We start from the raw sequence: 26,811 nt of genomic DNA on the forward strand, positions 1-26,811 counted from the left end.
AGGACGCCCTAAAGTGCGTCGCTACGCTCGCAATGACGGCTACGGCGCCGGCTCGATCGCAACCTTGCCTTCGCGGCGCAGGTCGTAGCCACCGTCGAGGCGGCCATCGCGCAGGATGATGCCGTGCAGCCCCGAATCCTCGCCCTGCCCCGGCCGGACGACGATCCCGCGCGCGGCAAGACCGTCGCGCACCGCCGGAGAGAAGCGCGTCGCCTCGCCCTGATAATTGTCGCCCTTGGCGATCAGGTTGGGCAGCGCCAGCGCCTCTTGCATCGGCAGCTTCCAGTCGATCGCCGCGACCGCCGCCTTCCCGACATAAGCGAGGATCGCATTGCCCCCGGCCGAGCCGAGCGCGCCGACGAAGCTGCGCCCGCTGTCGAGCATCACCAGCGGGGTCATCGACGAGCGCGGACGTTTGCCCGCCGCCACCGCATTGGCCGCCGGATGACCGGCAGCATCGCGCGGGCTGAACGAGAAATCGGTCATCTGGTTGTTGAGGAAGAAGCCGTCGACCATCCGTCCCGACCCGAAGATCGACTCGACCGTGGTGGTGATCGACACGACATTGCCGCGCGCATCGCCGACGATGAAGTGCGAGGTGCCGGTCGGCTCCAGCGTGCGGTCGGCAGCGGCGGCCGGCGCGCCGGCGGGGTTGCCCGGCGCGGGCGCGGGGCCGGCGCGGGTGCCGATCAGTCGCGCACGCTGCGCCAGATAATCGGGCGCGAGCAGCCCGGCGACCGGCACGTCGACGAACGCGGGATCGCCGACGTAACGGTCGCGGTCGGCGTACATCAGCCGGCTCGCCTCGGCGAACAGGAGCCAGGCCTGCGGATCCTGGGGTCCGCGCGCCGCGATGTCGGTCCGTTCGAGCAACCCGAGCAATTCGAGCAGCCCGACCCCGCTGGCGGGCGGCGGCGGCGCGCAGACCAGCAGCACGCGATACGGTGCGCAGACCGGCTCGCGTACGACCGGGCGGTAGCCGGCGAGGTCGGCGAGCGTCATCGTGCCGGCGAGTGGACCTTCGGTCGTGCGCGCGACGATGCGACGCGCGGTTTCCCCCGTGTAGAGCGCGTCCGGGCCTTGGTCGGCCAGCCGGGTCAGGAAGGCCGCATAGGCGGGGTTGCGGAGCCGGTCGCCCGCACGCAGCAGTCCGCCGCCCGGCCGCGCGAAGTACGCGCGCACGTCGGGCGCGCTCAACTCGGCATAGTTGCCGCCAAGGAAGCGCGCCAGCCGCGGCGAAACGATGAAGCCGTCCTTCGCGGTGCGCCGCGCGTCGCCGAACAGGCTGTTCCACGGCAGCCGGCCGTGTTCGGCCTGCACCATCGCCAGCATCTTCACCGCGCCGGGCACGCCGGTCGCGCGCCCGCTGAGCACCGCCTGCGCGAACGGCAACGGCTGGCCGCCGTCATCGAGGAACATGTCGGGCGTCGCGCCTGCCGGCGCGGTTTCACGCCCGTCGTAGATGCGAACTTGCCGCGCGGCGGCGTCATAATAGGTCATGAACGCACCGCCGCCGACACCGGAGCTTTGCGGCTCGACCAGCGACAGCATCGCCTGCACCGCCACCGCCGCGTCGGCCGCAGACCCGTCCCGCCGCAGCACCGCCATCCCGGCATCGGTGGCGAGCGGGTTGGCCGAAACGACGAAAATCTGCGCGCTGCGCGGTGCGTAAACCGCCACCGGGGGGGCGACGGCACTCTGCGGGGCGGCACACGCCCCCAGCAGCAAGGCGGCGCCGGACAGGAGGGAGCGGAGGCGCACGATGGCGTTTCTCGGATCGATCATCGCGCCATGCGATAGCCCCGAGCCGGGACAGCGTCCATGCTGGCGCGGCGGGGAAATCCTTGGCATGACGCAAGGGAAAGGGCGGCACGCCCAGCGTGGAGAGGAGCGGCACCATCATTCGTCGGCTGGAACCATTCCCCAATCTGGTGACGATGTTCTTCACCCGCGCCGCGGAGAAGGGCGACGCGCCGTTCCTGTGGCAGAAGCGCGATGGCCGATGGGTATCGACGAGCTGGCGTCAGGCCGCCGAGACGGTCGCACGTCTGGCGACCGGGCTGCGCGCGGTCGGGCTCGAGCGCGGCGACCGCGTCATGCTGGTCAGCGAGAACCGCCCGGAATGGTGCCTGTCCGATCTGGCGATCATGGCGGCGGGCTGCGTGACCGTGCCGACCTACACCACCAACACCGAACGCGACCACGCACACATCATCGAGAATTCGGGCGCGAAGGCGGTGATCGTCTCGACCGCGAAGCTCGCCAAGGCGCTGATGCCCGCGATCCTGCGCTCGATCCGCCCGCAGATGCTGATCGGGATCGACGCGATGCGGCTGGGGCAGACCGCGATCGACGTCCACGACTGGCGGACGCTGATCGAGCGCCATCCCGTGGAGGTGGACACCATCGCCGCACAAGCCGATTTCGCGCGCGGCGATCTGGCGTGCATCATCTACACCAGCGGCACCGGGGGCGCGCCGCGCGGGGTGATGCAGCATCACGGCGCGATCCTGCACAATGTCGCGGGCTGCTCGGCGGTGGTCGCCGAGGATTTCGGCTGGGGCGACGAGGTGTTCCTGTCGTTCCTGCCGCTCAGCCACGCCTATGAACATACCGGCGGGCAGCATTTCCCGATCGGGATGGGCGGGCAGATCTATTATGCCGAGGGGATCGACAAGCTCGCCGCCAATATCGAGGAAGTGCGCCCGACGATCATGTTCGTCGTGCCGCGCCTGTTCGAGGTGCTGCGCACGCGGATCAGCAAGGCGATCGAGCGGCAGGGCGGCGTCCCCGCCAAATTGCTCGCCGCCGCGCTCGACATCGGGGCGAAGCGCGATGCCGGGCGGCTGCGGCTGAGCGACCGGCCCAAGGCGCTGTTGGTCGATGCGCTTTTCAAGCCCAAGATCGCGCGCAAGTTCGGCGGGCGGATGAAGGCGATGATCTCGGGCGGTGCGCCGCTCACGCCGGAAGTGGGGGTGTTCTTCCAGTCGCTGGGCGTCACCTTCCTGCAGGGCTATGGACAGACCGAGGCGGCGCCAGTGATCTCGTGCAATCGCCCCAGCGCCGGGGTGACGATGGATTCGGTCGGGCCGCCGCTCGCCGACACCGAGGTGAAGATCGCCGAGGATGGCGAGATCCTCGTCAGAGGCGAGCTGGTGATGCACGGCTATTGGCGGAACGAGGCCGAAACCGCGCGGGTGCTCAAGGACGGATGGCTGCACACCGGCGACATCGGCGAGATCGATCCAGCCGGGCGCATCCGCATCACCGATCGCAAGAAAGACCTGATCATCAACGACAAGGGCGAGAATGTCGCCCCGCAGAAGGTGGAGGGGTTACTGACGCTTCAGCCCGAGATCGGGCAGGCCATGATCGCAGGCGATCGCAAGCCGCATATGGTGGCGGTGCTGGTCCCCGACGCCGAATGGAGCGTGGAATGGGCGGCGGCGCACGGCAAGCGCGACGCGGTGCTGGCGGAGGATCCCGCGTATCGGTCTGCGATGCAGGCGGCGGTGGATCGCACCAACGCGATGCTGTCAGTGACCGAGCGGGTGCGACGGTGGATCCTGGCGGACGCGCCGTTCTCGATCGAGAACGAGCAGTTGACGCCGAGTTTGAAGATCCGCCGGCACGTGTTGCGGCAGGTTTATGGCGAGCGGTTGGATTTGCTCTACGGCGCGGGGTGAGGGATTAGCCTAGCGCCGTCGCCCCTGCGCAGGCAGGGGCCTATGTCTGTCGAGTGGGTGCGGGTGGGTGCGGATACAGCGGCCGGTCGTGTGTCCGCGCTGTCCTGCGAAACGCTACAGACATGGGCCCCTGCCTGCGCAGGGGCGACGGTGGAGGTCACATGTTGATCTTTTCCCAAAGCTCTTCCCAATCGGGGTTCATTCGTCCGATCAGGTTGAGTTTCCACGCGCGCTTCCACTTCTTCAGCGCCTTCTCGCGTGTGATCGCTTCGAGCATCGTGTCGTGCCGCTCGACGTACACCAGCCGCGTCAGGCCGTGCTCGCGACAGAAGTCCGAGCCCCGGCCCTCACGGTGCTGCTGGATGCGTGCCGCGAGGTGGCCGGTCACCCCGGTGTAGAGCGTGCCGCTGGGCTCATCGGTCATGATGTACACCCAGCTCACGCCTGTAGACTCACCCCGCCGCGCTGACCCGCCAGATCGTGTTGCCGACATCGTCGGCGACCAGCAGTGCGCCGCTCTTGTCGGTGATGACGCCGACCGGGCGGCCGTGCGCCTCGTCGTCCTTGTTGAGGAAGCCGGTGAGCACGTCGACGGGCTTGGCGCCCTTCACCGGCCAGCCGGTCGCGTCGAAGGGCACGAACACGACCTTGTAGCCCGACAGCGGCTTGCGGTTCCACGAGCCGTGTTCGCCGACGAACGCACCGCGCGCGAAGCTGTCGCCGAGCTTCGCGTCCGCGGCGAAGGTCAGGCCGAGCGCGGCGACGTGCGGCCCCAGCGCATAATCGGGTCGCTTCACATACTGCCGCAATTCCGGGTTCTTGGGCGCGACGCGGGTGTCAATATAGCCGCCCCAGTAATACCATGGCCAGCCGAAGTGGTCGCCCAGCTCGATCGCGGTCAGATAATCCGGGACGAGGTCGGAGCCGAGCATGTCGCGCTCGTTGACGACGGTCCACAGCCGGTTGGTGCCGGGGACCAGCGCCATGCCGTTGGCGTTGCGGATGCCCGAGGCGAAGACACGATACTTCTTGGTGTCGGGATAGACCTGAAGGATCGCAGCGCGATCGTGCTCGGCGTCGAGCCCGTCGTCGGCGATATTGGTGGCCGAGCCGACCGAGACGTAGAGCGTCTTGCCGTCCTCGGCGACGATCACGTTGCGCGACCAATGATTGCCACCGCCGGGATAGCTGACCACCGCCTCGGGACGGCCGGTGATCTTCGTCTCGCCGTCGCGGTACGGCACGCGAACCAGCGCATCCGTATTGGCGATGTAGAGTTGGCCGTTCAGCAGCGCCATGCCGGAGGGCGAGTTGAGCCCGGTCAGGAACGGCGTCTTCACTTCCGCAACGCCATCGCCGTTTGTGTCGCGAAGCAAGGTGATGCGGTTGGCGGAGGGCACGCCTGCACCGACCTTGCCGAGCAGGTGGCGCATCACCCAGCCCTTGATCCCTCCGCCCGAGCGCGGCGGCGAATTGGTCTCGGCGACCAGCACGTCACCATTGGGCAGGCGATAGAGCCAGCGCGGATGATCGAACCCGGTCGCGAACGCCGCGGTCTTCAGCCCGGCCGCGGCGGTCGGTGCCTCGCCGGCCTTCCAGCCGATCGGGTCGGCGGTCTTGACGGTCGGCAGCACCTGTTCGCGCGGGGGCGTGATATCGGGGCGGGCGCCGGTCACTGCCGCCACGTCGCGGCGCGCGGTATCGGGCCACGACAGATAGAGGAAGATCGCGACGCCGAGGGCGATCAGCAGGCCGATGACGGCGAGAACGTGTTTGCGCATCGCATGAATGTAGGCGCGCGGGAGGGGAGACGCTACCGGGTTCGTGCCTCAAGCTTTGTCATCCCGGACTTGGTCCGGGGCGATGGCGGTCAGTCCTCGACCCCCTCCGGCACCGGCACCGGCGGATGGAGGCGCAGGCGGTTGATGCGGCGTTCGTCGGCGTCGGTCACCTCGATCCGCCAGCCGCTGGGATGGTCGATGCAGGTGCCGGCCTCCGGGACATGCCCGGCGAGCACCGCGGTGAGTCCGCCGATCGTATCCACGTCGCTCTCAGCCTCGGCCAGCCGCGCGTCGACGGTGGTGCCGACATCCTCCAGCTCGACGCGCGCATCGACATCCCATGCGCCGCCGTCGAGCGGGACCAGCAGCACCTCGGGCGCGTCGTCATGCTCGTCCTCGATCTCGCCAACGATCTCCTCGATGAGATCCTCGATCGTCACAAGGCCTTCGGTGCCCGAATATTCGTCGAGCACGATCGCGAGGTGGATGCGCGACTGGCGCATGTCGGCGAGCAGATCGAGCGTACCGCGGCTCATCGGCACGTAGAGCGGCTGGCGGATCAGCGCCTGGATATCGGTGGGCCGCTCGCCGCCCGCCGCGAGGATCGCGAATACGTCCTTCAAATGGACCATCCCGACGACTTGGTCGAGATTGCCACGATAGACCGGCAGACGGCTGACCCCGGCTTCGTGGAACACGTGGACGAGATGGTCGAAGGTTGTCGCTTCCTCGACCGCGATCACGTCGGCGCGCGGCACGCCGACATCGCCGGCGTCGCGCTCGCTGAAGTGCAGCAGGTTGCGGACCATCTGCCGCTCCAGCTGGGTCAGATCGCCCTTGATCTCGGGGGCGGGATCTTCCTCGTACCGGTCGATCGCCTTCTCCAGCAATTCGCGCAAGGTCGCCTCGCGCGGCTCGCCGAAGATCATGTTGCGCAGCCCGGTCCACAGGCCGCCTTCATGGTGCTCGCCGCCGTTCGCGGCGCTACTTCGGTCGTCGGCCATGGCCGTTGGGTTCAATCCTCGCGTATCAGATAGGGGTCGGCAATGCCCAGATCGGCCAAAGCGTCGCGCTCGATCTGCTCCATCGCGTCGCCCTCGTCGTCGGTCATATGATCATAGCCTAGCAGATGCAGGCAGCCATGCACCACCAGATGCGTGAAATGATCGGCCGTGGCGATGTTCCGCTCCGCCGCCTCGCGCTCGCAGACGCCGTGGGCGAGGACGATGTCGCCGAGCAGCACCTCGCCATCGTCGCTGTTCTGGCTGACGGTGTCGATCAGGTCGGGCTGGACCATCGGGAAGGACAGGACGTTGGTGGGCTTGTCCTTCTGCCGATACTGGCGGTTCAGCTCCTGCACCTCTTCATTGGTGGTGAGGCGGACGCTGATCTCGACATGCGCGGGGGTGGTGATGAGATCGCCGTACGGCGTCCGCGCGATCGCGGCACGCGCGGCGGCGAGCGCGCGCGCGTCCCAGTCGGTATCGGGCCACGGCTCTTCGCGGGTGAGTTCGATGTGGATCATGTTAGCCGAGGTCCGTGTGGGAGAAGTCGTTGCCCTTGTAGAGCAAGCGCGCGCCATTGGTTCTGGCGCAGGCATAGGCGAAGCAATCGCCCATGTTGAGTTGTGCGGGGTGTCCGGTGCCTTTGCCGTAGCGCGCGGCCGCATCGATCGCGATCTTGGCCTCGCGCTCCCCGGTCACGACAGGATGCAAATCAAGCCTGTCGATCAAGATGCCGAGTTCACCGCGCGCTTCATCAAGTGACAAAGTGCGCTTGCGCGCAATCGCAAGGACAGCCTCCCATTCGCCCGTCGCGCAGTAGAGGCGATCGTCATGCTCATCCAGTCGCGCGGCCAGCGCCCGGGCGTCATCTTCCTTCACCGCCATGGCGACGAGCGCCGACGCATCGACCAAGATGGTCAATCGTCGTCTTCGTCGTTGAGGCTGTCGTAAAAGGCCTTGTCCGCTTCCAGGCCGGTCGGTTCGCCAAGCTTGTGCGTACGCCAGAACTCTTCCAGCACCGTCACGGCCGGACGTCGACTGCAGGGAGCCTTACGCTCGAGTTCGTGGGTCAAGGCCAACTTGACTGCCGCGGTTTTCGTTAGCCCCCGTACCGACGCCAGCCGCTCGGCGAGCCGGTTTGTCTCTTCATCCTTGATGTAAAGCGACGCCATGCCAGCCTCCGGTATATCCCGCCAAGCTAAGAAGGATATCCCTACGCGTCAACCGGACACCCCCTCATACGCCTCGACGATCCGGCCGACGATCGGATGGCGCACCACGTCGGCGGCGGTGAACCGGCAGAGCGAGATCCCATCCACCCCCTCGAGCCGGGTCGTCGCATCGGCGAGGCCGCTGGCACCGACGCCGCCGGGAAGGTCGGTCTGGTTGGGATCGCCGCAGATCACCATCCGGCTGTTCTGCCCGAAGCGCGTCAGGAACATCTTCATCTGCGCCGGCGTGGTGTTCTGCGCCTCGTCGAGGATCACGAAGGCGTCGCCCAGCGTCCGGCCGCGCATGAAGGCGATCGGCGCGATCTCGATCTCTCCGCTCGCGATGCGCCGCTCGACCTGCTCGGCAGGCAGGCAGTCGTAGAGCGCATCGTAAAGCGGGCGAAGATAGGGATCGACCTTCTCCTTCATATCGCCAGGCAGGAAGCCGAGCCGCTCGCCCGCCTCGACCGCGGGACGCGACAGGATCAGCCGCTGCACGCTGCCCGCGATCAACTGCGCCACCGCCTGCGCGACCGCGATATAGGTCTTGCCGGTGCCCGCCGGGCCGAGCGCGAAGATCATGTCGTGGGTGGTCAGTTCGCGCATGTAATGCGCCTGCGCGGGCGTGCGCGGGACGATCGTCTTCTTGCGCGTGCGGATCATCACCGAGGGTGCCGGGCTGCGCTCCGCGGAGATGATCCCGTCGAGCACCGGCTCGGCCGCCATCGCGATCGACGCATCGACCAGGCCGGTGTCGACCTCCTCACCGCGCTGGATCCGTGCATACAGATCGTGGAGCACGTCGCGCGCCAAGGCCACCTGTTCCGCGGTCCCCTCCAGCCCGACGCGATTGCCGCGCGCGGTGATATAGACCCCCAGCCGGTTCTCCAGCGCCACCAGATGCTGGTCGTACTGGCCGAAGAGTCGGCTCAGCAACTGCGGGCGATCGAAGACGACCTCGACGCGCGAACGCTCGCCCGCCTGGGCGGGGACGGGTTTACGGCTCATGCGGCTCCTGTGGCGATGGGCGACACGCGGCAGATCGCCGCAAGGGGCGAGATAAGAGCAACGCGTGACGGCACAATGGCATCGCGGGTGAATGTGGCAGGCGTCGTGCCCGTGGGGAAGGTGAAATCGACATGCCCACCGCTCCGCCGCTCGCCTCGAGCAGGGATCGAGCGCAGCCGCCATCCCGTGTCGAGAGGTCGCCTCCGCCCTCCCCTATCTCGATACGAACGCGTGAAGAATGAAAGCGACCTACGCCGCCGCCAGCGTCCGCACTTCGCCGGTCAGCGACAAGGGTCCGGCCTGCGTCAGCGTCACGTCGAGCACGTCGCCGATCGCATGCGGGCCGACGACATGCACCGATTGCAGCCACGGCGACTTGCCGAGCCATTGCCCCTCGCGCTTGCCGCGGCGTTCGATCAGCACGCTACAGTCGCGACCGACAGAGGCAGCATTGAACGCCGCCTGATCGCGGTTGAGCGCAGCCTGCAGGCGCTGGAGGCGTTCGTCCATCACCTCCGCGGCGACTTGCTCGCCGAGCGTCGCCGCCGGGGTGCCGGGGCGTGGCGAATATTTGAAGCTGTACGCCTGCGCATAGCCGACCGCATCGACGAGGCTAAGCGTCTCGGCGAATTCGGCCTCGGTTTCGCCGGGGAAGCCGACGATGAAATCGCCCGACAGCGCGATATCGGGACGCGCGGCGCGAATGCGGTCGAGCAGGCGCAGGTAGCCGTCGCGGGTGTGCTGGCGGTTCATCGCGCGCAGCACGCGGTCGCTGCCTGCCTGCACCGGAAGATGAAGGAACGGCATCAGCGTCTCGACATCGCAATGCGCGTCGATCAGCCCCTGCGCCATGTCGTTGGGATGGCTCGTCGTGTAGCGGATCCGCGCCAGCCCCGGAAGACGATCGAGCGCGCGGATCAGGTCGTGGAGTCCCCGCCCTTCGCCATCGGTCCAGGCGTTGACGTTCTGCCCGAGCAACGTGATCTCGCGCGCGCCGGCATCGACCAGCGCCTTGGCCTCGTCGACGATCGCCGCGAACGGCCGGCTGATCTCCGCGCCGCGCGTATAGGGGACGACGCAATAGGTGCAGAATTTGTCGCAGCCCTCCTGCACGGTCAGGAACGCGCCGGGCGCGACCTTCCGCCGCGCCGGGAGCGCCGCGAATTTGGAGGCGAGCGGCATGTCGGTGTCGAGCGCTGCGGTGCCGCTGACCGCATCGGCGACCAGCTTGGGCAGATTGTGATAGGCTTGTGGCCCGACGACGACATCGACCTTGGCGCGGCGGACGATCTCCTCGCCCTCGGCCTGCGCGACACAGCCCGCGACCGCGATCATCGGCGAGCGGCCCTCGGCACCCGCGACCTTGCGGACGCGGCCGATGTCCGAATAGACCTTCTCGGTCGCCTTCTCGCGGATGTGGCAGGTGTTGAGCACGACGAGGTCCGCGGCATGGGCGTCGTCGGTGGCGACCATTCCCTCGGCCGCCATCAATTCGGCCATCCGCTCCCCGTCATAGACGTTCATCTGGCAGCCGAACGACTTGACGTGGAAGGTCTTCGGCGGCGTCTTCGGGGGCGGAGTCTTGGCAGGCACGGACATGGCGCGCGCTTTAGCCGAAACGCGTCAGGCTGGCCAGCGCGCGGCTCATCGCTGTGTCTTGAGATAGGCGATCAGGTCGGCACGTGCGAGCGGATCGTGGATGCCGGCGAAGGACATCGTCGTGCCCGGCACGTCGCCACGCGGATCGGCGAGCCATGCGTCGAGCCGCCGGTCGTCCCAGACGCCGCGCTGCGCCTGCAAGGCGTCGGTATAGCCGAAGCGTGGACGGTTCTGCGCGATCGGCGCGCCGTAAACCCCGTGCAGGTTGGGGCCGTTACGATCCGCTCCGCCCGCCGCGATCGAATGGCAGGCGGCGCATTGGCCGAAGCGGCGTGCGCCGGCCTGCGCATCGGCGACCTGCATCATTTGCGCCAAGGACGGGTTAGGCCCCAGCCGTGCGCGCCGCTCTGCGCTGTCGTCGCGCGAACAGGCGGCGAGCGCGAGTGCTGCGACGGCCGCGAGGCGCGGGTTCATGCCGCGGCTTCGATCTGTGCGCGAGCGGCGGCGGCAATCGCCTTGCGATCGCCTTCGGGTATGAAGGGGGTCAGGAAGTGCAGCGTCGCCACGAAGGTGCCGCGACGATTCAGGACGCGCCGGGCATGATCCGCGCCGTCCTCCGCACCGATCCAGGCCACGTCAGGGGTCGCCGCGCCGTAATCGATGCGAACCGGCTGGACGCGCACACCGGGAGGTGGCGGCGCGAGCGCGGCGAGCAGCCCGGCCTTGAACTGTCCCAGCGTCACGCCGCCGCCGGTCGTCCCTTCGGGAAAGATCGCGATCGGCTGCGGGCCGGCGAGTTGCTCCCGGAGCGCCGCGACCTGCGCGTCGATGCCCATCCGGTCACCACGGCGGACGAACAACGTGTTGTTGAGCGTGCACAGCCAGCCGACGAGCGGCGCATCGCGCAATTCCGCCTTGGCGACGAACGCCGCTCCGCTCGCGCCGGCCATGGCGAGGATGTCGATCCATGTCACATGATTGGCGAGCAATACCGCGTCGCGGCGCAACGGCGTACCAACGACAAGCACCCGCGCTCCGACGATCCGCGCGACCAAGCCGAGGAAGCGCCGCGGCCACGGCGAGCGCAACCGGAACAACCGCCAAATGCCGTGAAGTAGCAATGCGACGAGCAGTGCCGCCGCCAGCGCGGCCAACCGCCCCCAGCCTCGCGCGTTGAGCCGCACCTTAGTCCCTGCGGAGCGCGACGCCGTACAATTCCATGCGGTGATCGACGAGCCTGAAGCCAAGCCGCTCGGCAATGGCCTTTTGCAGGAGTTCAAGCTCCGGATCGACGAATTCGATCACCTTGCCGGTCTCGACATCGATCAGATGGTCGTGATGCGCCTCGGGCGAGGGTTCGTAGCGCGCACGGCCATCGCCGAAATCATGACGATCGAGGATGCCCGCTTCCTCGAACAGCCGCACGGTGCGATAAACGGTGGCGATCGAGATACCGGGATCGATCGCGGACGCGCGCGCATAGACCTTTTCCACGTCGGGGTGGTCCTCCGCCTCCGACAGGACGCGCGCGATGACGCGGCGCTGTTCGGTGATACGCAGGCCCTTTTCGTGACACAGCGCTTCGAGATCGATCTTGCGAGCCATGGCTGCCATGTAATGGATCGCGCTTGTTGCGAAAAGCGCTACCGACTCGCAAAAACCGATTATCGGTGAATTTCAAGGTCACGCGCATAGGTGTGCGCGTCGAATGCCTGTCCGTCACGGCCGCGATAATAGTTGCGGCGCACCCCGGCGTGGCGAAAACCGTGCGCGGCGTAGAGCGTGATCGCCGGGTTGTTGGCGCGCACCTCCAGATGCAGCTTCGCCACCCCGCGCCCCTCGCATTCGGCGATCACGCCGCGCAGCAATGCCGCCCCGACGCCGCTGCGGCGCGCGGGCGGATCGACCGCGATCAGCAGCAACTCGGCCTCGTCCATGATCGCGCGGACCAACGCGAAGCCGACCACCGCATCGTCGACACGCGCCAAAGTCAGCCAGACGCCGGGCATCGCGAGGATGCCGATGCATTGGCTGCGCGTCCACGCCTCCCCATAGCGGGGATCGAAGGCAGCGAGCATGATGCGATCGACCGCCTCGGCATCCGCCGCGCCGCCGGGTGCCAGCTCGATCAGCCGCACCCGCGTGCTCATGCGATTGGCGCGGCCGCGGCGGCCGGCAGCTTGGCGTCGGGTGCGCGGCCGTAGAACGGCACCGGCGGCAACGCGCGCGCCGCGGGCGGGAGCGACAATGCGTGGCGCGCGTCGGGCAAGGTGTCGTCGAGCGGTACGTCGGGGTCGAGCGCGGCGAGCCAGCGCGTACCGCTGCCGATCGCGCGACGGCCGTCCAGCGCGGCCAGCGCCGCCGCCGGGGTCAGCGAGCGCGGCGCGTCGAGCGCGGTGAAGGGAGCGGTGAAGCCCTGCATGAAGACCTCACCGTGCCCGCCTTCCATCACCACCGCAAGCGGGCGCGGATCGGCGGCGAGCGCGGCGACCGCGACCAGTGACGGCGCACCATAGCCGGCGACCTCCGCTCCCCAGCCGAACGCCAGCGCGCGCGCGGCGGCGATCCCGACGCGGATGCCGGTGAAGCTGCCCGGCCCGACATCGACCAGCACCCGGTCGGCGCGTCCGCCGTCGGGCAACGCCGCGATCATCGGCACCAACCGCTCGGCATGGCCGCGCCCCACGACGTCATGGGTGTGCGCGATCAATTGCTCGTCTTCGAACAGCGCGACCGAGCAAGCGGCGGTCGCGGTGTCGATCACCAAGGTGCGCATCAGGCGAAGCGGTTGAACGTCTCGAAGGCGGGACGCGGGCTGCGCGGGTGGAGCGTCGCGGGATCGCCATAGCCGAGCGTGGCGATGAAGTTGGTGCGAACCGCGGGGGTGTCGGCGAAGAACGCCTTGTCGACCGCGCCGGCATCGAAGCCCGACATCGGTCCGATGTCCAGACCGAGTGCGCGGGCGGCGAGGATCAGATAGCCGCCCTGCAACGACGAATTGCGGAACGCCGACGCCTCGCGCAGCTCGCGATTGCCGTCGAACCAGCTCTTGGCGTCGGCGTGCGGGAACAGCTCGGGCAGATGCTCGTGGAACTCGACGTCCATGCCGAGCACGACGCTGACCGGCGCGTTGCGCACCTTGTCGCGGTTGGTGTCCGAACAGGCGGCGGCAAGCTTCTCCTTGGCCTCGTCCGAAACGCACCACACCAGCCGCGCGGGGAGCTGGTTAGCCGAGGTCGGCCCCATCTTCACCAGGTCCCAGAGCGCGCGGAGCGTCTCCTCGCTGACGGGTTCGTCACGGTAGTGGTTGAAGGTGCGCGCAGAGCGGAACAGCTGGTCGAGCGCCTGATCGTCGAGCGGGGTGGCCATCGGAAACTCCAATTGTCGGAAAAGGACAGCGCGCGATCAGACCGCGCGGACCTCGGTCACCTCGGGGACGTAATGACGCAGCAACTGCTCGATGCCGTTCTTGAGGGTCGCGCTGGACGACGGGCAGCCGGCACAGGCGCCCTGCATCCGCAGGAACACCTTGCCCTTGTCAAAGCCGCGATAGACGATGTCGCCGCCATCGTTGGCGACCGCCGGGCGGACGCGCGTCTCGATCAGCTCCTTGATCTGCGCGACGATGTCGGCATCCTCGGGGTTGTCGGCGAAGGTCTCTTCCTCGGCCGGCACGCTGAACCCAGCGCCGCCGGTGCGAAACAGCGGCATCTGCGCGGTGAAATGATCCATCAGGATCGCGAGCACATCCGGCTTCAGGTCGCGCCAGTCGACAGCGGGCGCGGCGGTCACCGACACGAAGTCCCGCCCGAAGAACACGCCGGTCACGTCGCCGAGCCCGAACAACGCGTCGGCGAGCGGGCTCGCCTCCGCCTCTTCGGGGGTGGCGAAGTCGCGCGTGCCGGCATCCATCACGGAGCGGCCGGGCAGGAACTTGAGCGTCGCCGGGTTGGGCGTGGCTTCGGTTTCGATCAGCATGGCGGCGATGTGGCGCGTGCGGCGCGCGGGATCAAGCGCGCAGGACGAAAGCGATCGTTTCGGGCGGGATAGGTGGAGGGCGCCCTCCTCCCACTCGTCATTCCGGCGGAGGCGGAAATCAAGACGCGCAGGTCATCGCAAGGGCCGAAAGGTCAGGACGTCTGGATCCCCGCCTTCGCGGGGATGACGATTGTGGTCTGGCGCAGATCGGCCTCAGCCGTCCAGCTGCCCCAGCGCCGCGTTCCATTTGGCGATGTTCGCGCGCGCTTCCTGGACGAAGGCGGAGCGTCGGACCGCGCCGAGAAACAGGTCCGCGGCCCATTTGCCGGGACGCCGCAGCGGACGCTCGAACTGGATCAGCAGCACCACGCGCGTGCCCTCGGTATCGTTCCAGACCTCATGGTCATAGGTGTCGTCGAACACCAACGTCTCGCCTTCCGACCAGCGGACGATCCGGTCGCCGACGCGCATCCGCACGTCGCCATCGCGCGGGACGATCAGTGCGAGGTGGCAGGTGATGAGCCCCTTCGTCACGCCGCGATGCGGCGGAATGTGCGTGCCCGGCGCGAGAATCGAAAAGAAGGCGGTGGCAAGTCCCGGCACGCGCGCCAGCACGTCGCGGGTGCGCGGGCAACGAGTCAGATTGTCGTCGATCCGATAACCGTAACCCCACAGGAAATAGGACCGCCACTTGCCGACCTCGGCAATCGCGCGATGATCGGGCGAGATGGTGGCGAGGCTCGGGGCGGCGTTGCCGACCAGCGCGACCGCGCGCGCCTCGGCAAGCACGTCGTGCCAGCGATCGCGGAGCAGCGCGGTCCAGGCGAAATCGCGCACGTCGAGCACCGGCGAATTGGCGACCAGCGACGATCCCGCGATCAGCCGGTCAAAGGTGCCGCGCAGCCGCTTTCCGACTCGCACCGGCCACGGCCGGCCGCAGTCGGCGACCAGCACCGACGATGATAGCGCGACCAGCGATCCCGATGCGGCAATTCTCAGACCCGACCTCATCATCTACTTTTCGTTCAGTCATTTACCCGCCTTCGGGGAACGGGAAGGCGCCGAGTAAACCCGCATCGCGGCCAGAACGTGGCGCACAACGGCGAAGGAAAGGCGGGCGGGCGTTGCCGCGCGCCCCGCCCGTCCCTACACTCAGCGAATGCATCCTTATTCGCGCGTGCTCGCGAAGCCGCTCGTCGCCCTCCTGCTCGTCTCCGTCGCGCTGCCGCTCCCCGCGCAGCAGCGTGCGCGGCGCGCGCCGGTCGCCACCGACACCGTCCCCACGCAGGCGACCGCGCCGATCACGGTCGATACCCGGCCGTGGCTGTTCGCCGATTCGGATATCCCGCCCGACACCAACTGGCACTTCGGCGCGCTACCCAGCGGGTTGCGCTATGCGGTGCGGCGCAACTCGGTGCCGCCGGGGCAGGTCGCGGTGCGCGTCCGCATCGACGCGGGGTCGTTGTATGAGACCGACGCCGAACAGGGCTTCGCGCATCTGATCGAGCATCTGTCGTTCCGTGGCTCGAAATACGTTCCGGACGGCGAAGCCAAGCGCGTGTGGCAGCGGTTCGGCGCGACGTTCGGCAGCGACTCCAACGCTTCGACCACTCCGACGCAGACCGTCTACAAGCTCGATTTGCCCGGCGCGACCGACGTCAAGCTCGACGAGAGCCTCAAGATCTTCTCGGGCATGATGGCCGCGCCCGCGATCAGCGACGCCGGGCTCGCCGCCGAGCGCCCGGCGGTGCTCGCCGAACAGCGCGAAGCGCCGGGGCCGCAGGTCCGGTACGGCGACACGCTGCGCCAGACGTTCTTCGCCGGGCAGCCGCTCGCCAGCCGCTCGCCGATCGGGACGATCAAGACGCTGGAGGCGGCGAACCCGGCCAGCGTGCAGGCGTTCCATGACAAATGGTATCGCCCGTCGCGGGCGGTGGTCATCATCTCGGGCGATATCGACCCCGATGTCGCCGCCAAGCTGGTGGTCAAGAATTTCGGCGGCTGGCAGGGCAAGGGCGCCAACCCCGCCGATCCCGATTTCGGCACGCCGCAAACCGGCGAGCCGGTCGCCAAGACCATCGCCGAGCCGTCGCTGCCGCCGATCGTCGCCACCGCGGTGCTGCGCCCATGGAAATATCAGAGCGACACGATCATCTTCAACCAGAAGCGGATGGTCGACCAGCTTGCGATGCGGCTCATCAACCGTCGACTGGAGACGCGTGCACGCGCCGGGGGCAGCTTCCTGCAGGCGTCAGTCAACCTCGACGACGTATCGCGCTCCGCCAACGGCACCTTCACCAACGTCATCCCGATCGGCACCGACTGGGAAGCCGCGCTGAAGGACGTCCGCGCCGTGATCGCCGATGCGATGGCGACTCCGCCGACGCAGGGTGAGATCGACCGCGAGCTGGCCGAGTTCGACGCCGCGATGAAGAACGACGTCGACACCGCGCGGGTCGAGGCGGGGGCGAAGCAGGCGGACGACATGGTCAGCGCGCTGGATATCCGCGAGACGGTCGCGGGGCCGCAGACCAGCTACGACATCCTGAAGCAGGCGCGCACGAAGGGCATGTTCACCCCGGCCGCGATCGTCGAATCGACCAACCGGCTGTTCAAGGGCGACGCGAACCGCGCCCTGGTCAACACCCGCACACCCGATGCGGGCGCAGCGGCGAAGCTGGCGGCGGCGATGAAGGCCGACGTCTCGAAGCTGGCCGGCAAGCGCACGCAGCAGGCGGCGGTCGACTTCTCGCGCGTCCCGAAGCTTGGGCAGCCGGGCAAGTCGGTCGCGCAGGCGCGGGTCGGGGATCCGCCGATGGAGCAGGTGACGTTCGCCAATGGCGTGCGCGCGCTGATCTATCCCAATGCCTCCGAGACGGGGCGCGTCTATCTGCGCGTGCGATTCGGGCGCGGATATCAGGCGCTGCCGTCCGATCGGCCGACACCGGCATGGGCGGGTGACAGTGCGCTGATCGCCAGCGGCATCGGCACGCTCGACCAGAGCGATCTCGACCAGCTCACCACCGGTCGCCGGATGGGGCTGGATTTCGACATCAGCGACGATGCGTTCCTGTTCGGCGCGCAGACGACGCCGGGCGATTATGCCGACAATCTCACGTTGATGGCGGCGAAGCTGGCCGCGCCACGCTGGGACAAGGCGCCGGTGGCGCGCGCGCGCGCGGCGATGCTGGCGGGCTATGCCGGGCTGTCGTCGTCCCCCGACGGTGTGCTGGCGCGGGATCTGGAGGGACTTCTGCGCGATGGCGATCCGCGCTGGGGCACGCCGACGCTCGAGCAGATCGAGAAGCTCGACGCCGCATCGTTCAAGAAACTGTGGCAGCCGCTGCTGGGGACCGGGCCGATCGAGGTCGACATCTTCGGCGACGTGAAGGGTGACGAAGCGATCGCAGCGGTGGCGAAGAGCTTCGGCGCGTTGAAGGCCCGGCGAGCGGACGACGCACGTTCGCCAACGGTGCGCTTCCCCGCGCATGTCGCGCAGCCGGTGCTGCGCACCCACGACGGCGACGACAATCAGGCGGCGGCGGTGATCGCATGGCCGACCGGCGGCGGATCGGCGGATCATGCCGAACAGCGGCGGCTCGACGTGCTGGCGGCCGTCTTCAACGACCGCCTGTTCGACCGGCTGCGCTCGGTGGCAGGGGCGAGTTATTCGCCGAGCGCGCAGAGCCAGTGGCCAGTCGGGCAACTCGGCGGCGGACGACTGCTCGCGATCGGCAAGGTCGCGCCCGACAAGGTGCCGTTGTTCTTCGAGCTGTCGCGCCAGATCGCGAGCGAACTGGTCGCGACACCGGTCAGCGAGGACGAACTGCGCCGCACGATCGTGCCGATGCTCCAATATATGGCGCGCGCCTCGTCGGGGAACCAGTTCTGGATGCTCCAGACCAGCGGCGGGACGTTCGATCCCAAGCGGATCGAAGCGAGCCAGAGCTTGGTGAGCGACTTCACGACGATCACCCCGGCGCTGTTGCAGGCGACGGCGGCGAAGTATCTGAAGCCGGAGAAGGATTGGACGATGGCGGTGGTGCCGAAGGGGGCTGCGGCAGCGAAGTAAACACCGCCGTCGCCCCTGCGCAGGCAGGGGTATCGCTGTTTCTTGCGTCGGTCTGCTCGACACACCGAGCATCGCTTATGTGTCAGATGTTGCGTGGCACGACACAGATATGGGCCCCTGCCGGCGCAGGGGCGACGGTTGGCTCGGCCACGTTCAGGCCAGCAGTTTCGGCCCGTCCTTCTGCAACTTCGCCCGCAATTGTTCGCCGAACATCCCGAGCAGCCCGGGCAGTTCGAACAGCGCGTGGACGTTGCGGTCGGTGACGTCGAGCCGCACCGCGACGCGCTGTCCCATGCCCTCGACGGTGAAGTGCAGCGTGTTGGCGTCCCAGCGATGCTCGGTGACGCGCCCGCCGGGTAGATAGCCGGCGAGCTTGTCGAAGCCGCCGTCGATCCGCGACCGCGCGCCGGCGACGCCGAGCTGGTGCGGCAGGTCCACTTCGATCGGAGTGCTCATGCGTTCCATCCATGACGTGTCATGCTTCACTGATACGCCTCGCAACCGTCATCGTCACGCCCTACCTCGCGTGGATGGCTTGCGATGAGGCGCGGAGCGTCGCAGGAGACGGCTGTTCCCCGCGGCAAAGGATGCGCTGCCCTGTCCTATTGTTCCTCGATCGAAGCGTTTCCGCGGCGTTATCCGGCGCTGGCCGCATCGTTGCTGGGCGTCGCCGCGGCGTGCGGGTTCGCGCCGCTGGAATATTGGTGGCTGGCGATCGCCGCCTTCGCCGGCTGGATCGCGCTGGTCCATGCCGCACCGACGCGCGGCCAGGCGCTGTGGCGCGGCTGGGCGTTCGGGGTCGGGCATTTCACGATCAACGACAATTGGTTCCAGCACGCCTTCACCTTCCAGGACCAGATGCCGCACTGGCTGGGCTATGCCGCACCGTTCGCGCTCGCGCTGTACCTCGCGGTATTTCCAGCGCTTTGTGCGGGGCTGGCATGGCGCGGACGCGCACCATGGGTCGATGCCGGGTTCGTGCTGCTGTTCGGCGCGTGCTGGATCCTGACCGAATGGATGCGGAGCTGGCTGTTCACCGGTTATGCCTGGGACCCGCTGGCGGCGATATGGGTGCCGGTGCAGCCGGTAGCGTGGCTGGCGACATTGGTGGGGACATATGCGCTGTCCGGGCTCACCGTCGTCGCGGCCGGCGGCTTGTTGTTATTGCCGGCGGGGCGCAAACAAATCGCCGTCGGGATCGTCGCCTTCGCGATAATAACACTCGCCGTGCTGGTGAGTTACCGATCGGGAGCGGCATCGTTCCCAGCGGATGCGCCGAAACTCGTCGTCGTGCAGCCCAACGTCCCGCAGGATCAGCGCGGCGAGAGCGACCAGGCGATGATGCTGGCGCGGCTGTTGCGGCTGTCGGGCACGCCGGGCGCCGCGCCGCGGCTGGTGATGTGGCCCGAAGGGGTGATCCGCGACTTCATCGAGGATGATTATCCCTATTGGGTGTACGGAAATACCAGCCCGTGGTTGACGCGGGAGCGGATGGCGTCGGTGCTGGGCGCGCGCGACATGCTGCTGACCGGCGGCACCGCGCTGCAATTCGACAGCAAGGGCGAGGTGACGACCGCGAGCAATTCGGTGTTCGCGCTCGATGCGCGCGGGCGGATTCGCGGACGCTACGACAAGGCGCATCTGGTGCCCTATGGCGAGTATCTGCCGATGCCGTGGCTGCTCAGGCCGCTGGGGCTGTCGCGGCTGGTGCCGGGCGACATGGACTTCGCGCCGGGCCCGGGGCCGCGGACGATGGCGGTGCCGGGGTTCGGCGCGATCGGGATGCAGCTTTGCTACGAGATCATCTTCTCGGGCGAGGTCACCGATCCGGCCCAGCGCCCGCGGCTGATCTTCAATCCATCGAACGACGCGTGGTTCGGCAATTGGGGCTCGCCGCAGTTCCTCGCCCAGGCCCGGCTGCGCGCGATCGAAGAAGGGCTGCCCGTCATTCGCGACACGCCGACCGGCATCTCCGCGGTGATCGCCGCCGATGGCGCAGTGCTCGCGACCGTCCCGCGTGACGTCAGCGGCGCGATCGTCGTGCCGATCCCGCCGGCCCATGCCCCCACCTTGTTCTCGCGGCTCGGCAATTGGGCGGCGTTGCTGGTCGGCGCGGTACTAACGCTCGTCGCATTTGCGTTGCGACGCCGATCGCGGTAACGACATAAAGCTATCTTTATATCGTTATCTCCCGGAGCCTCCATGCGTCAGTCGTTCATCTTCACGTCCGAGTCGGTGTCCGAAGGCCACCCCGACAAGGTCGCGGATCAGATTTCGGATTCGATCGTCGACTTGTTCCTGTCCAAGGACCCCGAGGCGCGCGTGGCGTGCGAGACGCTGACCACCACGCAGCTGGTGGTGCTGGCGGGCGAAATCCGCGGCAAGGGCGTGTACGAGAACGACCAATGGGCGCCGGGCATCGAGGAAGAGATCGAGGCGACCGTCCGCGCGACCGTGAAGCGCATCGGCTATGAGCAGTCGGGGTTCCACTGGAACGAGTTCCGCTTCCTCAACGAGCTGCACGGCCAGTCGGCGCATATCGCGATGGGCGTCGACGAGAGCGGCAACAAGGACGAGGGCGCGGGCGACCAGGGCATCATGTTCGGTTATGCGACCGACGAGACCCCGGGCCTGATGCCCGCGACGCTGTATTACAGCCACAAGATCCTCGAGCAGATGGCCGCCGATCGCCATTCGGGCGCGGCACCGTTCCTCGAGCCGGACGCCAAGAGCCAGGTGACGTTGCAATATGAGAACGGCGTCCCGGTCAAGGCGACCGCGCTGGTCGTCTCGACGCAGCATACGCCCGGCTATTGCGAGAAGGGCGACAATGCCGACGCCGCCAAGTACAAGGTCCTGCACGATTACGTGATGGGCGTGTTCAAGAACGTGCTGCCCGACGGCTTCATCGACGACGCCACCAAGATCTACATCAACCCGACTGGCCAGTTCGAGATCGGCGGGCCGGACGGCGACGCCGGGGTGACCGGGCGCAAGATCATCGTCGACACTTACGGCGGCGCAGCCCCGCACGGCGGCGGCGCGTTCAGCGGCAAGGACCCGACCAAGGTCGACCGTTCGGCGGCCTATGTCGCGCGTTATCTGGCGAAGAACGTCGTCGCGGCGGGCCTCGCCAAGCGCTGCACGATCCAGCTTTCCTATGCGATCGGCATCGCCGAGCCGCTGTCGGTCTATGTCGACCTGCACGGCACCGGGACCGTCGAGGAAGCCAAGCTGGAGGCCGCGCTGCCGCAGCTCGTGCGCCTGACGCCGAAGGGCATTCGCGAGCATCTGTCGCTCAACAAGCCGATCTATTCGAAGACCGCCGCCTATGGGCATTTCGGCCGCGACGCCGAGGGTGATCTGTTCACCTGGGAAAAGACCGACCTGGTCGACGCCCTGAAGAACGCCGTCGCCTGATTTCGCGAGGGGTGCTCCATCGGGGCCCCCTTCGTCGTCATTGCGAGCGTAGCGAAGCAATTCAGGACGTAATGGTCCGGCTCTGGATTGCTTCACTGCGCTCGCAATGACGAGAGGCGGCGTGACGCGGCCCCCGCTTTGTTCTACCGCCCCTGCCCATGATCGCGCATCTCAAGGGCATCCTGACCTCGACCGGCATCGACCATGCGGTGATCGACGTTCACGGGGTCGGCTATCTGGTCGGCGCGTCGGCGCGAACGCTGGCGGCGATCGGACCAGTCGGCGAGGCCGCGACCCTGTTCACCGAAATGCTGGTTGCCGAGGACTTCATCCGGCTGGTCGGCTTCGCGAGCGCGGCCGAGCGCGACTGGTTCCGGTTGCTGACCGGCGTGCAGGGCGTTGGCGCGCGCGTGGCGCTGGCGATCCTGTCGGCGCTGGAGCCCGCCGATATCAGCCGCGCGGTGATGGCGCAGGACAAGGCGACGGTCGCGCGTGCGAATGGCGTCGGACCCAAGCTGGCCGAACGGATCGTGCGCGAGTTGAAGGACAAGGTCGGCGGCGTGGCGCTGGGGCCATCCGCTGCGGCGCAGGTGGTGCCGGTCGGGGCGTCGTCGGACGCGGTGTCGGCGTTGCTCAACCTCGGGTTCCGACCGGCAGAGGCGGCGGGCGCGGTCGCGGCGGCGGAAGAGGAGCTGGGAGAAGGCGCGTCGCTCGACGCGCTGGTGCGCCTGGCGTTGCGCAAGGCGGCGAAGTAGCGGCGTTTCACCATGATCGTCATCCCCGCGAAGGCGGGGATCCAGATGCGTAGGTCCTCGTAAAGGCCGCTACGTCAGAGGTTCTGGATTCCCGCCTGCGCGGGAATGACGATGGTTGGAGGCGTCGACCCGGTTTCGCTGTCCGGTCGTGCTGAGCTTGTCGACGCACGTTCGCCAGGCGGCGAAGTAGCGGCGTTTCACCATGATCGTCATCCCCGCGGAGGCGGGGATCCAGACGCACAGGTCTTCGTGAAGGCCGCTACGTCAGAGGTTCTGGATTCCCGCCTGCGCGGGAATGACGGTGGTTGGAGGCGCCGTCCCGGTTCGCTGTCTGGTCGTGCTGAACTTGTCGACGCACGTTTGCCAGGCGGCGAAGTAGCGGCGCTTCACCATGATCGTCATCCCCGCGAAGGCGGGGATCCAGACGCGCGGATCTTCGTAGAGGCCGCTACGTCAGAGGTTCTGGATTCCCGCCTACGCGGGAATGACGGTTAGGGTGACCGGGCACGACACAAGCCACGGCCGCGAAGAAGCGGGTCCCGGGTCGAGCCCGGGACGACTTAGGTCAGGCGCTCGCCGATGCGCCGCCGCGGCCACGTCCGCCGCGGCTGCGGCGGGCACCGCCGCCACCGGCGCTGGCATTCGCATAATTGCGGCCACCCTGTGCCGAACCCGGCGTGGCGCGCGGGGCGTGGCTGGCCTTGGGACGTGCCGGACCGCGCTGGCCACGCGGGCGATCCTCGCGCGGGGCGGGATCGGCACCGATCGTCTTGACGCGCTGCGCCTTCAACTGCTCGGCCTGCTTGAGGAAATCCTCCGGCAGTTCGCTGACCGGGATCTTCTGCCGCGTCACCTTCTCGATGTCCTTCAGGTACGGACGCTCATCGTCCGCACAGAAAGCGATCGCCTCGCCGCTCCGTCCGGCGCGCGCGGTACGGCCGATGCGGTGGACATATTGCTCGGCGACGTTCGGCAACTCGAAGTTGAAGACGTGGCTGACGCCCGAAACGTCGATCCCGCGCGCGGCGATGTCGGTCGCGACGAGGATCGGCACCTCGCCCGACTTGAACAGCGCCAGCGCCCGCTCGCGCTGCGGCTGGCTCTTGTTGCCGTGGATCGCGTTCGCGGCGACGCCGTTGCCGGCGAGCAGCTTCACGACGCGGTCGGCACCGTGCTTGGTGCGGGTGAACACCAGCGCGCGGTCCACGGCCGTGTCTCGCAGCAGGATCGTCAGCAACGCCTGCTTCTCGCCCTGATTGCAGAAGATCACCGACTGGTCGACGCGCTCGGCAGTGGTCGACGCGGGCTTGATCGACACCGTCGCCGGATCGTTCAGGAACTGCGACGCCAGGTCGCGGATCGCCGCCGGCATCGTCGCCGAGAAGAACAACGTCTGACGCTTGCGCGGGACCATCCGCACGATCTTCTTGAGCGCGTGGATGAAGCCGAGGTCGAGCATCTGGTCGGCTTCGTCGAGGACGAGGATCTCGATCATCGACAGATTGATATAGCCCTGCTCGACGCAATCGATCAGCCGGCCCGGCGTGGCGACGAGGATGTCGACGCCGCGCGCGACATCGTTGCGGTTCTTGTTGATGCTGGTGCCGCCGAAGACGGTCGCGACCGACATCTTGGAGAACTGACCGTAAGCGCGCGCCGAATCGGCGATCTGGCTGGCCAATTCGCGGGTCGGGGCGAGCACGAGCATCCGGCAATGCGTCGGCAGTACCTTCTTGCCCTCGCTGAGCCGCTGGATCGACGGCAGCACGAATGCAGCGGTCTTGCCGGTGCCGGTCTGCGCGATGCCGAGCAGATCGCGGCCTTCGAGCAGCTGCGGGATCGAATCGCGCTGGATCGGGGTGGGTTCGATATAGCCCTTGGCTTCGAGCGCACGGACGAGCGGCTCGGCAAGGCCGAGAATGGCGAAAGACATGGAATTGCAGTCCTAATACAGGCGCTACCCGCAAGCCCAAAAGGCACACGAGTGGCGGGGAAGTTTGACACCCCGCGTGACTTGGGAAGCCCGTGAAAACGACCGAGGCGGAGCCGGGACCACAAGGTCCGATCACGCTGCCAACGCCTCGATGCTGCGCCAGATGGCGAATGTCCTGACGAAAGTCAAGGTGAGACCTTTACGGGGTTGATCGCGCAACCGTTGCGAACGTATCGCGTTCGCATCCCCGCCATGACCGACCACCCCTCCGCCACTTTGCGTCATGCGCCCGATTCCCCGCCGCTCGGCCGCTGGGATTGGGACATCATCGCCGATCGCGTCACCTCCGATGCCGGGTTCGCCCGCCTGTACGGCGTGGAACCCGACGTCGCCGCCGCCGGCGCGCCGATCGCCGACTTCTTCCACGGGATCGCGCCGCAGGACCTGCCGCGCGTGAAGGCCGCGATCGCGCGCAGCATCGCCGAAGGCACTCCCTTCGAGGAAGAATATCGCGTCGTCGGGCCCGGCGGTCGCTGGCGCTGGGTCGCGGCGCAAGGGCGTGTCGATCGCGATGCCGACGGGCGCGTCACGCATCTGCCGGGGATCAGTTTCGATATCGACGTGCGCAAGCGCGGCGAGCTGCGGCTGGCGGCGCTGGTCGAGCTGGGCGATCGACTGCGCGATCCGGGCGACGCGGGCGATCTGGCGCTGGCGGCGGCACGCGTGCTCGGCAATGCGCTCGACGTCAGCCGCGCGGGTTATGGCACCGTCGATCCGGTCGCCGAGACGATCGTCACCGAACGCGCCTTTTGCGCCGACCAGATCGCGCCGCTCCCCAGCGTGCTGCATTTCCGCGATTACGGCAGCTATATCGAGGATCTGAAGCGCGGCGTGACGGTCGCGATCGCCGACGTGCGCGAGGATGACCGCACCCGCGACACCGCGGAAGGGCTCCGCCAATTGGCGGCGATGTCGTTCATCAACATGCCCGTCACCGAACAGGGCGGGTTCGTCGCCTTGCTGTACCTCAACCATGCCGAGCCGCGCGAATGGCTGGAGGACGAGCTGGCGCTGGTCCGCGAGGTGGCGGAGCGCACCCGCGACGCGGTGGAACGCCGCCGCGCCGAGCACGAGCTGGCGATGCTCAACGAACGGCTGGAGCAGGAAGTCGAGACACGCACCGCGGCGTTGATGGCGGTCGAGGAACAGTTGCGCCAGGCGCACAAGATGGAAGCGGTCGGTCAGTTGACCGGCGGGCTGGCGCATGATTTCAACAACCTGCTGACCGGCATCTCCGGCGCGCTGGAAATGATGCAGGTCCGTGTCGCGCAGGGGCGAATCGGCGAGCTGGACCGCTATGTCGCGGCGGCGCAGGGCGCGGCACGGCGCGCTGCGGCGCTGACCCACCGGCTGCTCGCCTTCTCGCGCCGCCAGACGCTCGACCCGCGCCCGACCGACGTGAACCGCCTGGTCGCGGGGATGCAGGAGCTGGTCCATCGCACGCTCGGCCCGGCGATCACGCTGGAGGTGGTCGGCGCTGCCGGGCTGTGGAACACGCTGGTCGATCCCAACCAGCTTGAGAATGCGCTGCTCAACCTGTGCATCAACGCGCGCGACGCGATGCCCGATGGCGGGCGCGTGACGATCGAGACGGCGAACAAGTGGCTCGACGAGCGCGCGGCGCGTCCGCGCGACCTGCCGCCGGGCCAGTATCTCTCGCTGTGCGTCAGCGATACCGGGACTGGCATGACCCCCGAGGTGCAGGCGCGCGCCTTCGATCCGTTCTACACCACCAAGCCGATGGGCGAGGGCACCGGGCTGGGGCTGTCGATGATCTATGGCTTCGCGCGCCAATCGGGCGGGCAGGTGCGGATCTATAGCGAGCCGGGCCAGGGCACGACCTTGTGCATCTACCTGCCACGCTATCATGGCACCGTGGACGATGAGAGCGAGGCGACGCTGCCGCTCGATCAGGCGCAACGGGTCGAGGGGATGCCGACCGTCCTGGTCGTCGACGACGAGCCGACGGTGCGGATGCTGGTGATCGAGGTGCTCGACGGACTCGGTTATACCGTGCTGGAGGCCGGCGACGGCGCGGGCGCACTGCGAATGCTGGACAGCGGTATCCGCCCCGACCTGCTCGTCACCGATGTCGGCCTGCCCGGGCCGATGAACGGGCGGCAGGTGGCCGACGCCGCGCTGGCGCGTTTCCCGACGCTGCGCGTGCTGTTCATTACCGGCTACGCCGAGAATGCCGTGATCGGCAGCGGGCAGCTCGACCCGCACGTCGCCTTGCTGACCAAGCCCTTCACGATGGAGGGGCTGGCCGCCAAGGTACGGGCATTGCTGGCGGAAGCCTGACGA

25 protein-coding genes are annotated in these 26,811 nt (G+C 67.9%); 6 read left to right on the plus strand and 19 right to left on the minus strand.

Features of this window, described 5'->3' with window-relative positions:
* Positions 1-39: 39 nt before the first annotated feature.
* Positions 40-1,761, minus strand: a complete 1,722-nt coding sequence (locus QP166_RS16300) for a gamma-glutamyltransferase family protein (protein WP_333916859.1) — start codon at positions 1,759-1,761, stop codon at positions 40-42.
* Between the two features lie 140 nt (positions 1,762-1,901).
* Here QP166_RS16300 and QP166_RS16305 point away from each other — a divergent pair, with 140 nt between their 5' ends.
* Positions 1,902-3,686, plus strand: coding sequence for an AMP-dependent synthetase/ligase (locus QP166_RS16305; RefSeq protein WP_333917367.1), 1,785 nt, complete (start codon positions 1,902-1,904; stop codon positions 3,684-3,686).
* Between the two features lie 157 nt (positions 3,687-3,843).
* Here QP166_RS16305 and QP166_RS16310 read toward each other — a convergent pair whose 3' ends face one another.
* The 16 genes from QP166_RS16310 to QP166_RS16385 form a co-directional block, all read right to left on the minus strand.
* On the minus strand, positions 3,844-4,179 hold the full coding sequence (locus tag QP166_RS16310; RefSeq protein ID WP_333916860.1) for a GIY-YIG nuclease family protein: 336 nt from the start codon (positions 4,177-4,179) through the stop codon (positions 3,844-3,846).
* Positions 4,139-5,467, minus strand: coding sequence for a PQQ-dependent sugar dehydrogenase (locus QP166_RS16315; protein ID WP_333916861.1), 1,329 nt, complete (start codon positions 5,465-5,467; stop codon positions 4,139-4,141). Before QP166_RS16315 ends, QP166_RS16310 begins: the two co-directional genes overlap by 41 nt.
* An 89-nt stretch (positions 5,468-5,556) precedes the next feature.
* A complete protein-coding gene (locus QP166_RS16320) occupies positions 5,557-6,471 on the minus strand; it encodes a hemolysin family protein (protein WP_333916862.1) in 915 nt (304 codons plus the stop codon).
* A gap of 11 nt (positions 6,472-6,482) precedes the next feature.
* Positions 6,483-6,992 carry an rRNA maturation RNase YbeY gene (gene ybeY / locus QP166_RS16325; RefSeq protein WP_333916863.1) on the minus strand — a complete coding sequence of 170 codons (510 nt, stop codon included), beginning with the start codon at positions 6,990-6,992 and terminating at the stop codon, positions 6,483-6,485.
* A 1-nt stretch (position 6,993) separates the two neighbouring features.
* Positions 6,994-7,392, minus strand: coding sequence for a type II toxin-antitoxin system VapC family toxin (locus QP166_RS16330; protein WP_333916864.1), 399 nt, complete (start codon positions 7,390-7,392; stop codon positions 6,994-6,996).
* Entirely contained in the window at positions 7,389-7,643 is a 255-nt protein-coding gene (locus QP166_RS16335; RefSeq protein WP_333916865.1) for a type II toxin-antitoxin system VapB family antitoxin, read from the minus strand. Before QP166_RS16335 ends, QP166_RS16330 begins: the two co-directional genes overlap by 4 nt.
* Positions 7,644-7,691: 48 nt before the next feature.
* The gene (locus tag QP166_RS16340; RefSeq protein WP_333916866.1) at positions 7,692-8,690 is read right to left on the minus strand and encodes a PhoH family protein; all 999 of its coding nucleotides are present in this window, start codon (positions 8,688-8,690) and stop codon (positions 7,692-7,694) included.
* A gap of 249 nt (positions 8,691-8,939) precedes the next feature.
* Positions 8,940-10,289 carry a tRNA (N6-isopentenyl adenosine(37)-C2)-methylthiotransferase MiaB gene (gene miaB / locus QP166_RS16345; protein ID WP_333916867.1) on the minus strand — a complete coding sequence of 450 codons (1,350 nt, stop codon included), beginning with the start codon at positions 10,287-10,289 and terminating at the stop codon, positions 8,940-8,942.
* Between the two features lie 45 nt (positions 10,290-10,334).
* Complete coding sequence (locus QP166_RS16350) at positions 10,335-10,763, minus strand: c-type cytochrome (RefSeq protein ID WP_333916868.1); 429 nt, start codon at positions 10,761-10,763, stop codon at positions 10,335-10,337.
* Entirely contained in the window at positions 10,760-11,473 is a 714-nt protein-coding gene (locus QP166_RS16355; RefSeq protein WP_333916869.1) for a lysophospholipid acyltransferase family protein, read from the minus strand. The genes QP166_RS16350 and QP166_RS16355 overlap by 4 nt, the downstream gene beginning before the upstream one ends.
* Before the next feature lies 1 nt (position 11,474).
* The gene (locus tag QP166_RS16360) at positions 11,475-11,894 is read right to left on the minus strand and encodes a Fur family transcriptional regulator (protein WP_159759941.1); all 420 of its coding nucleotides are present in this window, start codon (positions 11,892-11,894) and stop codon (positions 11,475-11,477) included.
* A gap of 59 nt (positions 11,895-11,953) precedes the next feature.
* The gene (gene rimI, locus QP166_RS16365) at positions 11,954-12,439 is read right to left on the minus strand and encodes a ribosomal protein S18-alanine N-acetyltransferase (protein ID WP_333916870.1); all 486 of its coding nucleotides are present in this window, start codon (positions 12,437-12,439) and stop codon (positions 11,954-11,956) included.
* The gene (tsaB, locus tag QP166_RS16370) at positions 12,436-13,065 is read right to left on the minus strand and encodes a tRNA (adenosine(37)-N6)-threonylcarbamoyltransferase complex dimerization subunit type 1 TsaB (protein WP_333916871.1); all 630 of its coding nucleotides are present in this window, start codon (positions 13,063-13,065) and stop codon (positions 12,436-12,438) included. The genes rimI and tsaB overlap by 4 nt, the downstream gene beginning before the upstream one ends.
* Positions 13,065-13,658, minus strand: coding sequence for a malonic semialdehyde reductase (locus QP166_RS16375; protein ID WP_333916872.1), 594 nt, complete (start codon positions 13,656-13,658; stop codon positions 13,065-13,067). The genes tsaB and QP166_RS16375 overlap by 1 nt, the downstream gene beginning before the upstream one ends.
* Positions 13,659-13,694: 36 nt before the next feature.
* Positions 13,695-14,267, minus strand: coding sequence for a NifU family protein (locus QP166_RS16380; RefSeq protein ID WP_333916873.1), 573 nt, complete (start codon positions 14,265-14,267; stop codon positions 13,695-13,697).
* A 213-nt stretch (positions 14,268-14,480) separates the two neighbouring features.
* Positions 14,481-15,281: an aspartyl/asparaginyl beta-hydroxylase domain-containing protein gene (locus tag QP166_RS16385; RefSeq protein ID WP_333916874.1), complete on the minus strand. Its 801-nt coding sequence runs from the start codon at positions 15,279-15,281 to the stop codon at positions 14,481-14,483.
* 145 nt (positions 15,282-15,426) lie between these two features.
* Between QP166_RS16385 and QP166_RS16390 the strand changes: the two genes are divergently transcribed.
* Complete coding sequence (locus QP166_RS16390; RefSeq protein WP_333916875.1) at positions 15,427-18,339, plus strand: M16 family metallopeptidase; 2,913 nt, start codon at positions 15,427-15,429, stop codon at positions 18,337-18,339.
* Positions 18,340-18,492: 153 nt separating this feature from the next.
* Here QP166_RS16390 and QP166_RS16395 read toward each other — a convergent pair whose 3' ends face one another.
* Positions 18,493-18,795 (minus strand): polyhydroxyalkanoic acid system family protein, encoded by a 303-nt coding sequence (locus tag QP166_RS16395; protein WP_333916876.1) that lies wholly within the window; start codon positions 18,793-18,795, stop codon positions 18,493-18,495.
* Between the two features lie 84 nt (positions 18,796-18,879).
* Between QP166_RS16395 and lnt the strand changes: the two genes are divergently transcribed.
* The 3 genes from lnt (at position 18,880) to ruvA (ending at position 22,514) form a co-directional block, all read left to right on the plus strand.
* On the plus strand, positions 18,880-20,499 hold the full coding sequence (lnt, locus tag QP166_RS16400; protein WP_333916877.1) for an apolipoprotein N-acyltransferase: 1,620 nt from the start codon (positions 18,880-18,882) through the stop codon (positions 20,497-20,499).
* Between the two features lie 42 nt (positions 20,500-20,541).
* Positions 20,542-21,759: a methionine adenosyltransferase gene (gene metK / locus QP166_RS16405; protein ID WP_333916878.1), complete on the plus strand. Its 1,218-nt coding sequence runs from the start codon at positions 20,542-20,544 to the stop codon at positions 21,757-21,759.
* A gap of 158 nt (positions 21,760-21,917) precedes the next feature.
* The gene (ruvA, locus tag QP166_RS16410) at positions 21,918-22,514 is read left to right on the plus strand and encodes a Holliday junction branch migration protein RuvA (protein WP_333916879.1); all 597 of its coding nucleotides are present in this window, start codon (positions 21,918-21,920) and stop codon (positions 22,512-22,514) included.
* A gap of 565 nt (positions 22,515-23,079) precedes the next feature.
* Here the strand turns inward: ruvA and QP166_RS16415 are convergent.
* A complete protein-coding gene (locus QP166_RS16415) occupies positions 23,080-24,447 on the minus strand; it encodes a DEAD/DEAH box helicase (protein WP_333916880.1) in 1,368 nt (455 codons plus the stop codon).
* A 252-nt stretch (positions 24,448-24,699) separates the two neighbouring features.
* Between QP166_RS16415 and QP166_RS16420 the strand changes: the two genes are divergently transcribed.
* On the plus strand, positions 24,700-26,808 hold the full coding sequence (locus tag QP166_RS16420) for an ATP-binding protein (protein ID WP_333916881.1): 2,109 nt from the start codon (positions 24,700-24,702) through the stop codon (positions 26,806-26,808).
* Positions 26,809-26,811 lie beyond the last annotated feature (3 nt).

It is taken from the genome of Sphingomonas sp. LR60, from assembly GCF_036855935.1.
In the GTDB taxonomy this organism is placed as follows: domain Bacteria; phylum Pseudomonadota; class Alphaproteobacteria; order Sphingomonadales; family Sphingomonadaceae; genus Sphingomonas.

What these genes read in the sequence shown, in the direction of transcription:
- QP166_RS16420 (WP_333916881.1), top strand. Translation starts at nt 24,700, where the DNA reads ATGACCGACCACCCCTCCGCCACTTTGCGTCATGCGCCCGATTCCCCG.
- rimI (WP_333916870.1), bottom strand. Translation starts at nt 12,439, where the DNA reads ATGAGCACGCGGGTGCGGCTGATCGAGCTGGCACCCGGCGGCGCGGCG.
- miaB (WP_333916867.1), bottom strand. Translation starts at nt 10,289, where the DNA reads ATGTCCGTGCCTGCCAAGACTCCGCCCCCGAAGACGCCGCCGAAGACC.
- ruvA (WP_333916879.1), top strand. Translation starts at nt 21,918, where the DNA reads ATGATCGCGCATCTCAAGGGCATCCTGACCTCGACCGGCATCGACCAT.
- QP166_RS16380 (WP_333916873.1), bottom strand. Translation starts at nt 14,267, where the DNA reads ATGCTGATCGAAACCGAAGCCACGCCCAACCCGGCGACGCTCAAGTTC.
- QP166_RS16320 (WP_333916862.1), bottom strand. Translation starts at nt 6,471, where the DNA reads ATGGCCGACGACCGAAGTAGCGCCGCGAACGGCGGCGAGCACCATGAA.
- metK (WP_333916878.1), top strand. Translation starts at nt 20,542, where the DNA reads ATGCGTCAGTCGTTCATCTTCACGTCCGAGTCGGTGTCCGAAGGCCAC.
- QP166_RS16395 (WP_333916876.1), bottom strand. Translation starts at nt 18,795, where the DNA reads ATGAGCACTCCGATCGAAGTGGACCTGCCGCACCAGCTCGGCGTCGCC.
- QP166_RS16315 (WP_333916861.1), bottom strand. Translation starts at nt 5,467, where the DNA reads ATGCGCAAACACGTTCTCGCCGTCATCGGCCTGCTGATCGCCCTCGGC.
- QP166_RS16415 (WP_333916880.1), bottom strand. Translation starts at nt 24,447, where the DNA reads ATGTCTTTCGCCATTCTCGGCCTTGCCGAGCCGCTCGTCCGTGCGCTC.
- QP166_RS16375 (WP_333916872.1), bottom strand. Translation starts at nt 13,658, where the DNA reads ATGGCCACCCCGCTCGACGATCAGGCGCTCGACCAGCTGTTCCGCTCT.
- ybeY (WP_333916863.1), bottom strand. Translation starts at nt 6,992, where the DNA reads ATGATCCACATCGAACTCACCCGCGAAGAGCCGTGGCCCGATACCGAC.
- QP166_RS16340 (WP_333916866.1), bottom strand. Translation starts at nt 8,690, where the DNA reads ATGAGCCGTAAACCCGTCCCCGCCCAGGCGGGCGAGCGTTCGCGCGTC.
- QP166_RS16350 (WP_333916868.1), bottom strand. Translation starts at nt 10,763, where the DNA reads ATGAACCCGCGCCTCGCGGCCGTCGCAGCACTCGCGCTCGCCGCCTGT.
- lnt (WP_333916877.1), top strand. Translation starts at nt 18,880, where the DNA reads ATGAGGCGCGGAGCGTCGCAGGAGACGGCTGTTCCCCGCGGCAAAGGA.
- QP166_RS16385 (WP_333916874.1), bottom strand. Translation starts at nt 15,281, where the DNA reads ATGATGAGGTCGGGTCTGAGAATTGCCGCATCGGGATCGCTGGTCGCG.
- QP166_RS16360 (WP_159759941.1), bottom strand. Translation starts at nt 11,894, where the DNA reads ATGGCTCGCAAGATCGATCTCGAAGCGCTGTGTCACGAAAAGGGCCTG.
- tsaB (WP_333916871.1), bottom strand. Translation starts at nt 13,065, where the DNA reads ATGCGCACCTTGGTGATCGACACCGCGACCGCCGCTTGCTCGGTCGCG.
- QP166_RS16335 (WP_333916865.1), bottom strand. Translation starts at nt 7,643, where the DNA reads ATGGCGTCGCTTTACATCAAGGATGAAGAGACAAACCGGCTCGCCGAG.
- QP166_RS16310 (WP_333916860.1), bottom strand. Translation starts at nt 4,179, where the DNA reads ATGTCGGCAACACGATCTGGCGGGTCAGCGCGGCGGGGTGAGTCTACA.
- QP166_RS16390 (WP_333916875.1), top strand. Translation starts at nt 15,427, where the DNA reads ATGCATCCTTATTCGCGCGTGCTCGCGAAGCCGCTCGTCGCCCTCCTG.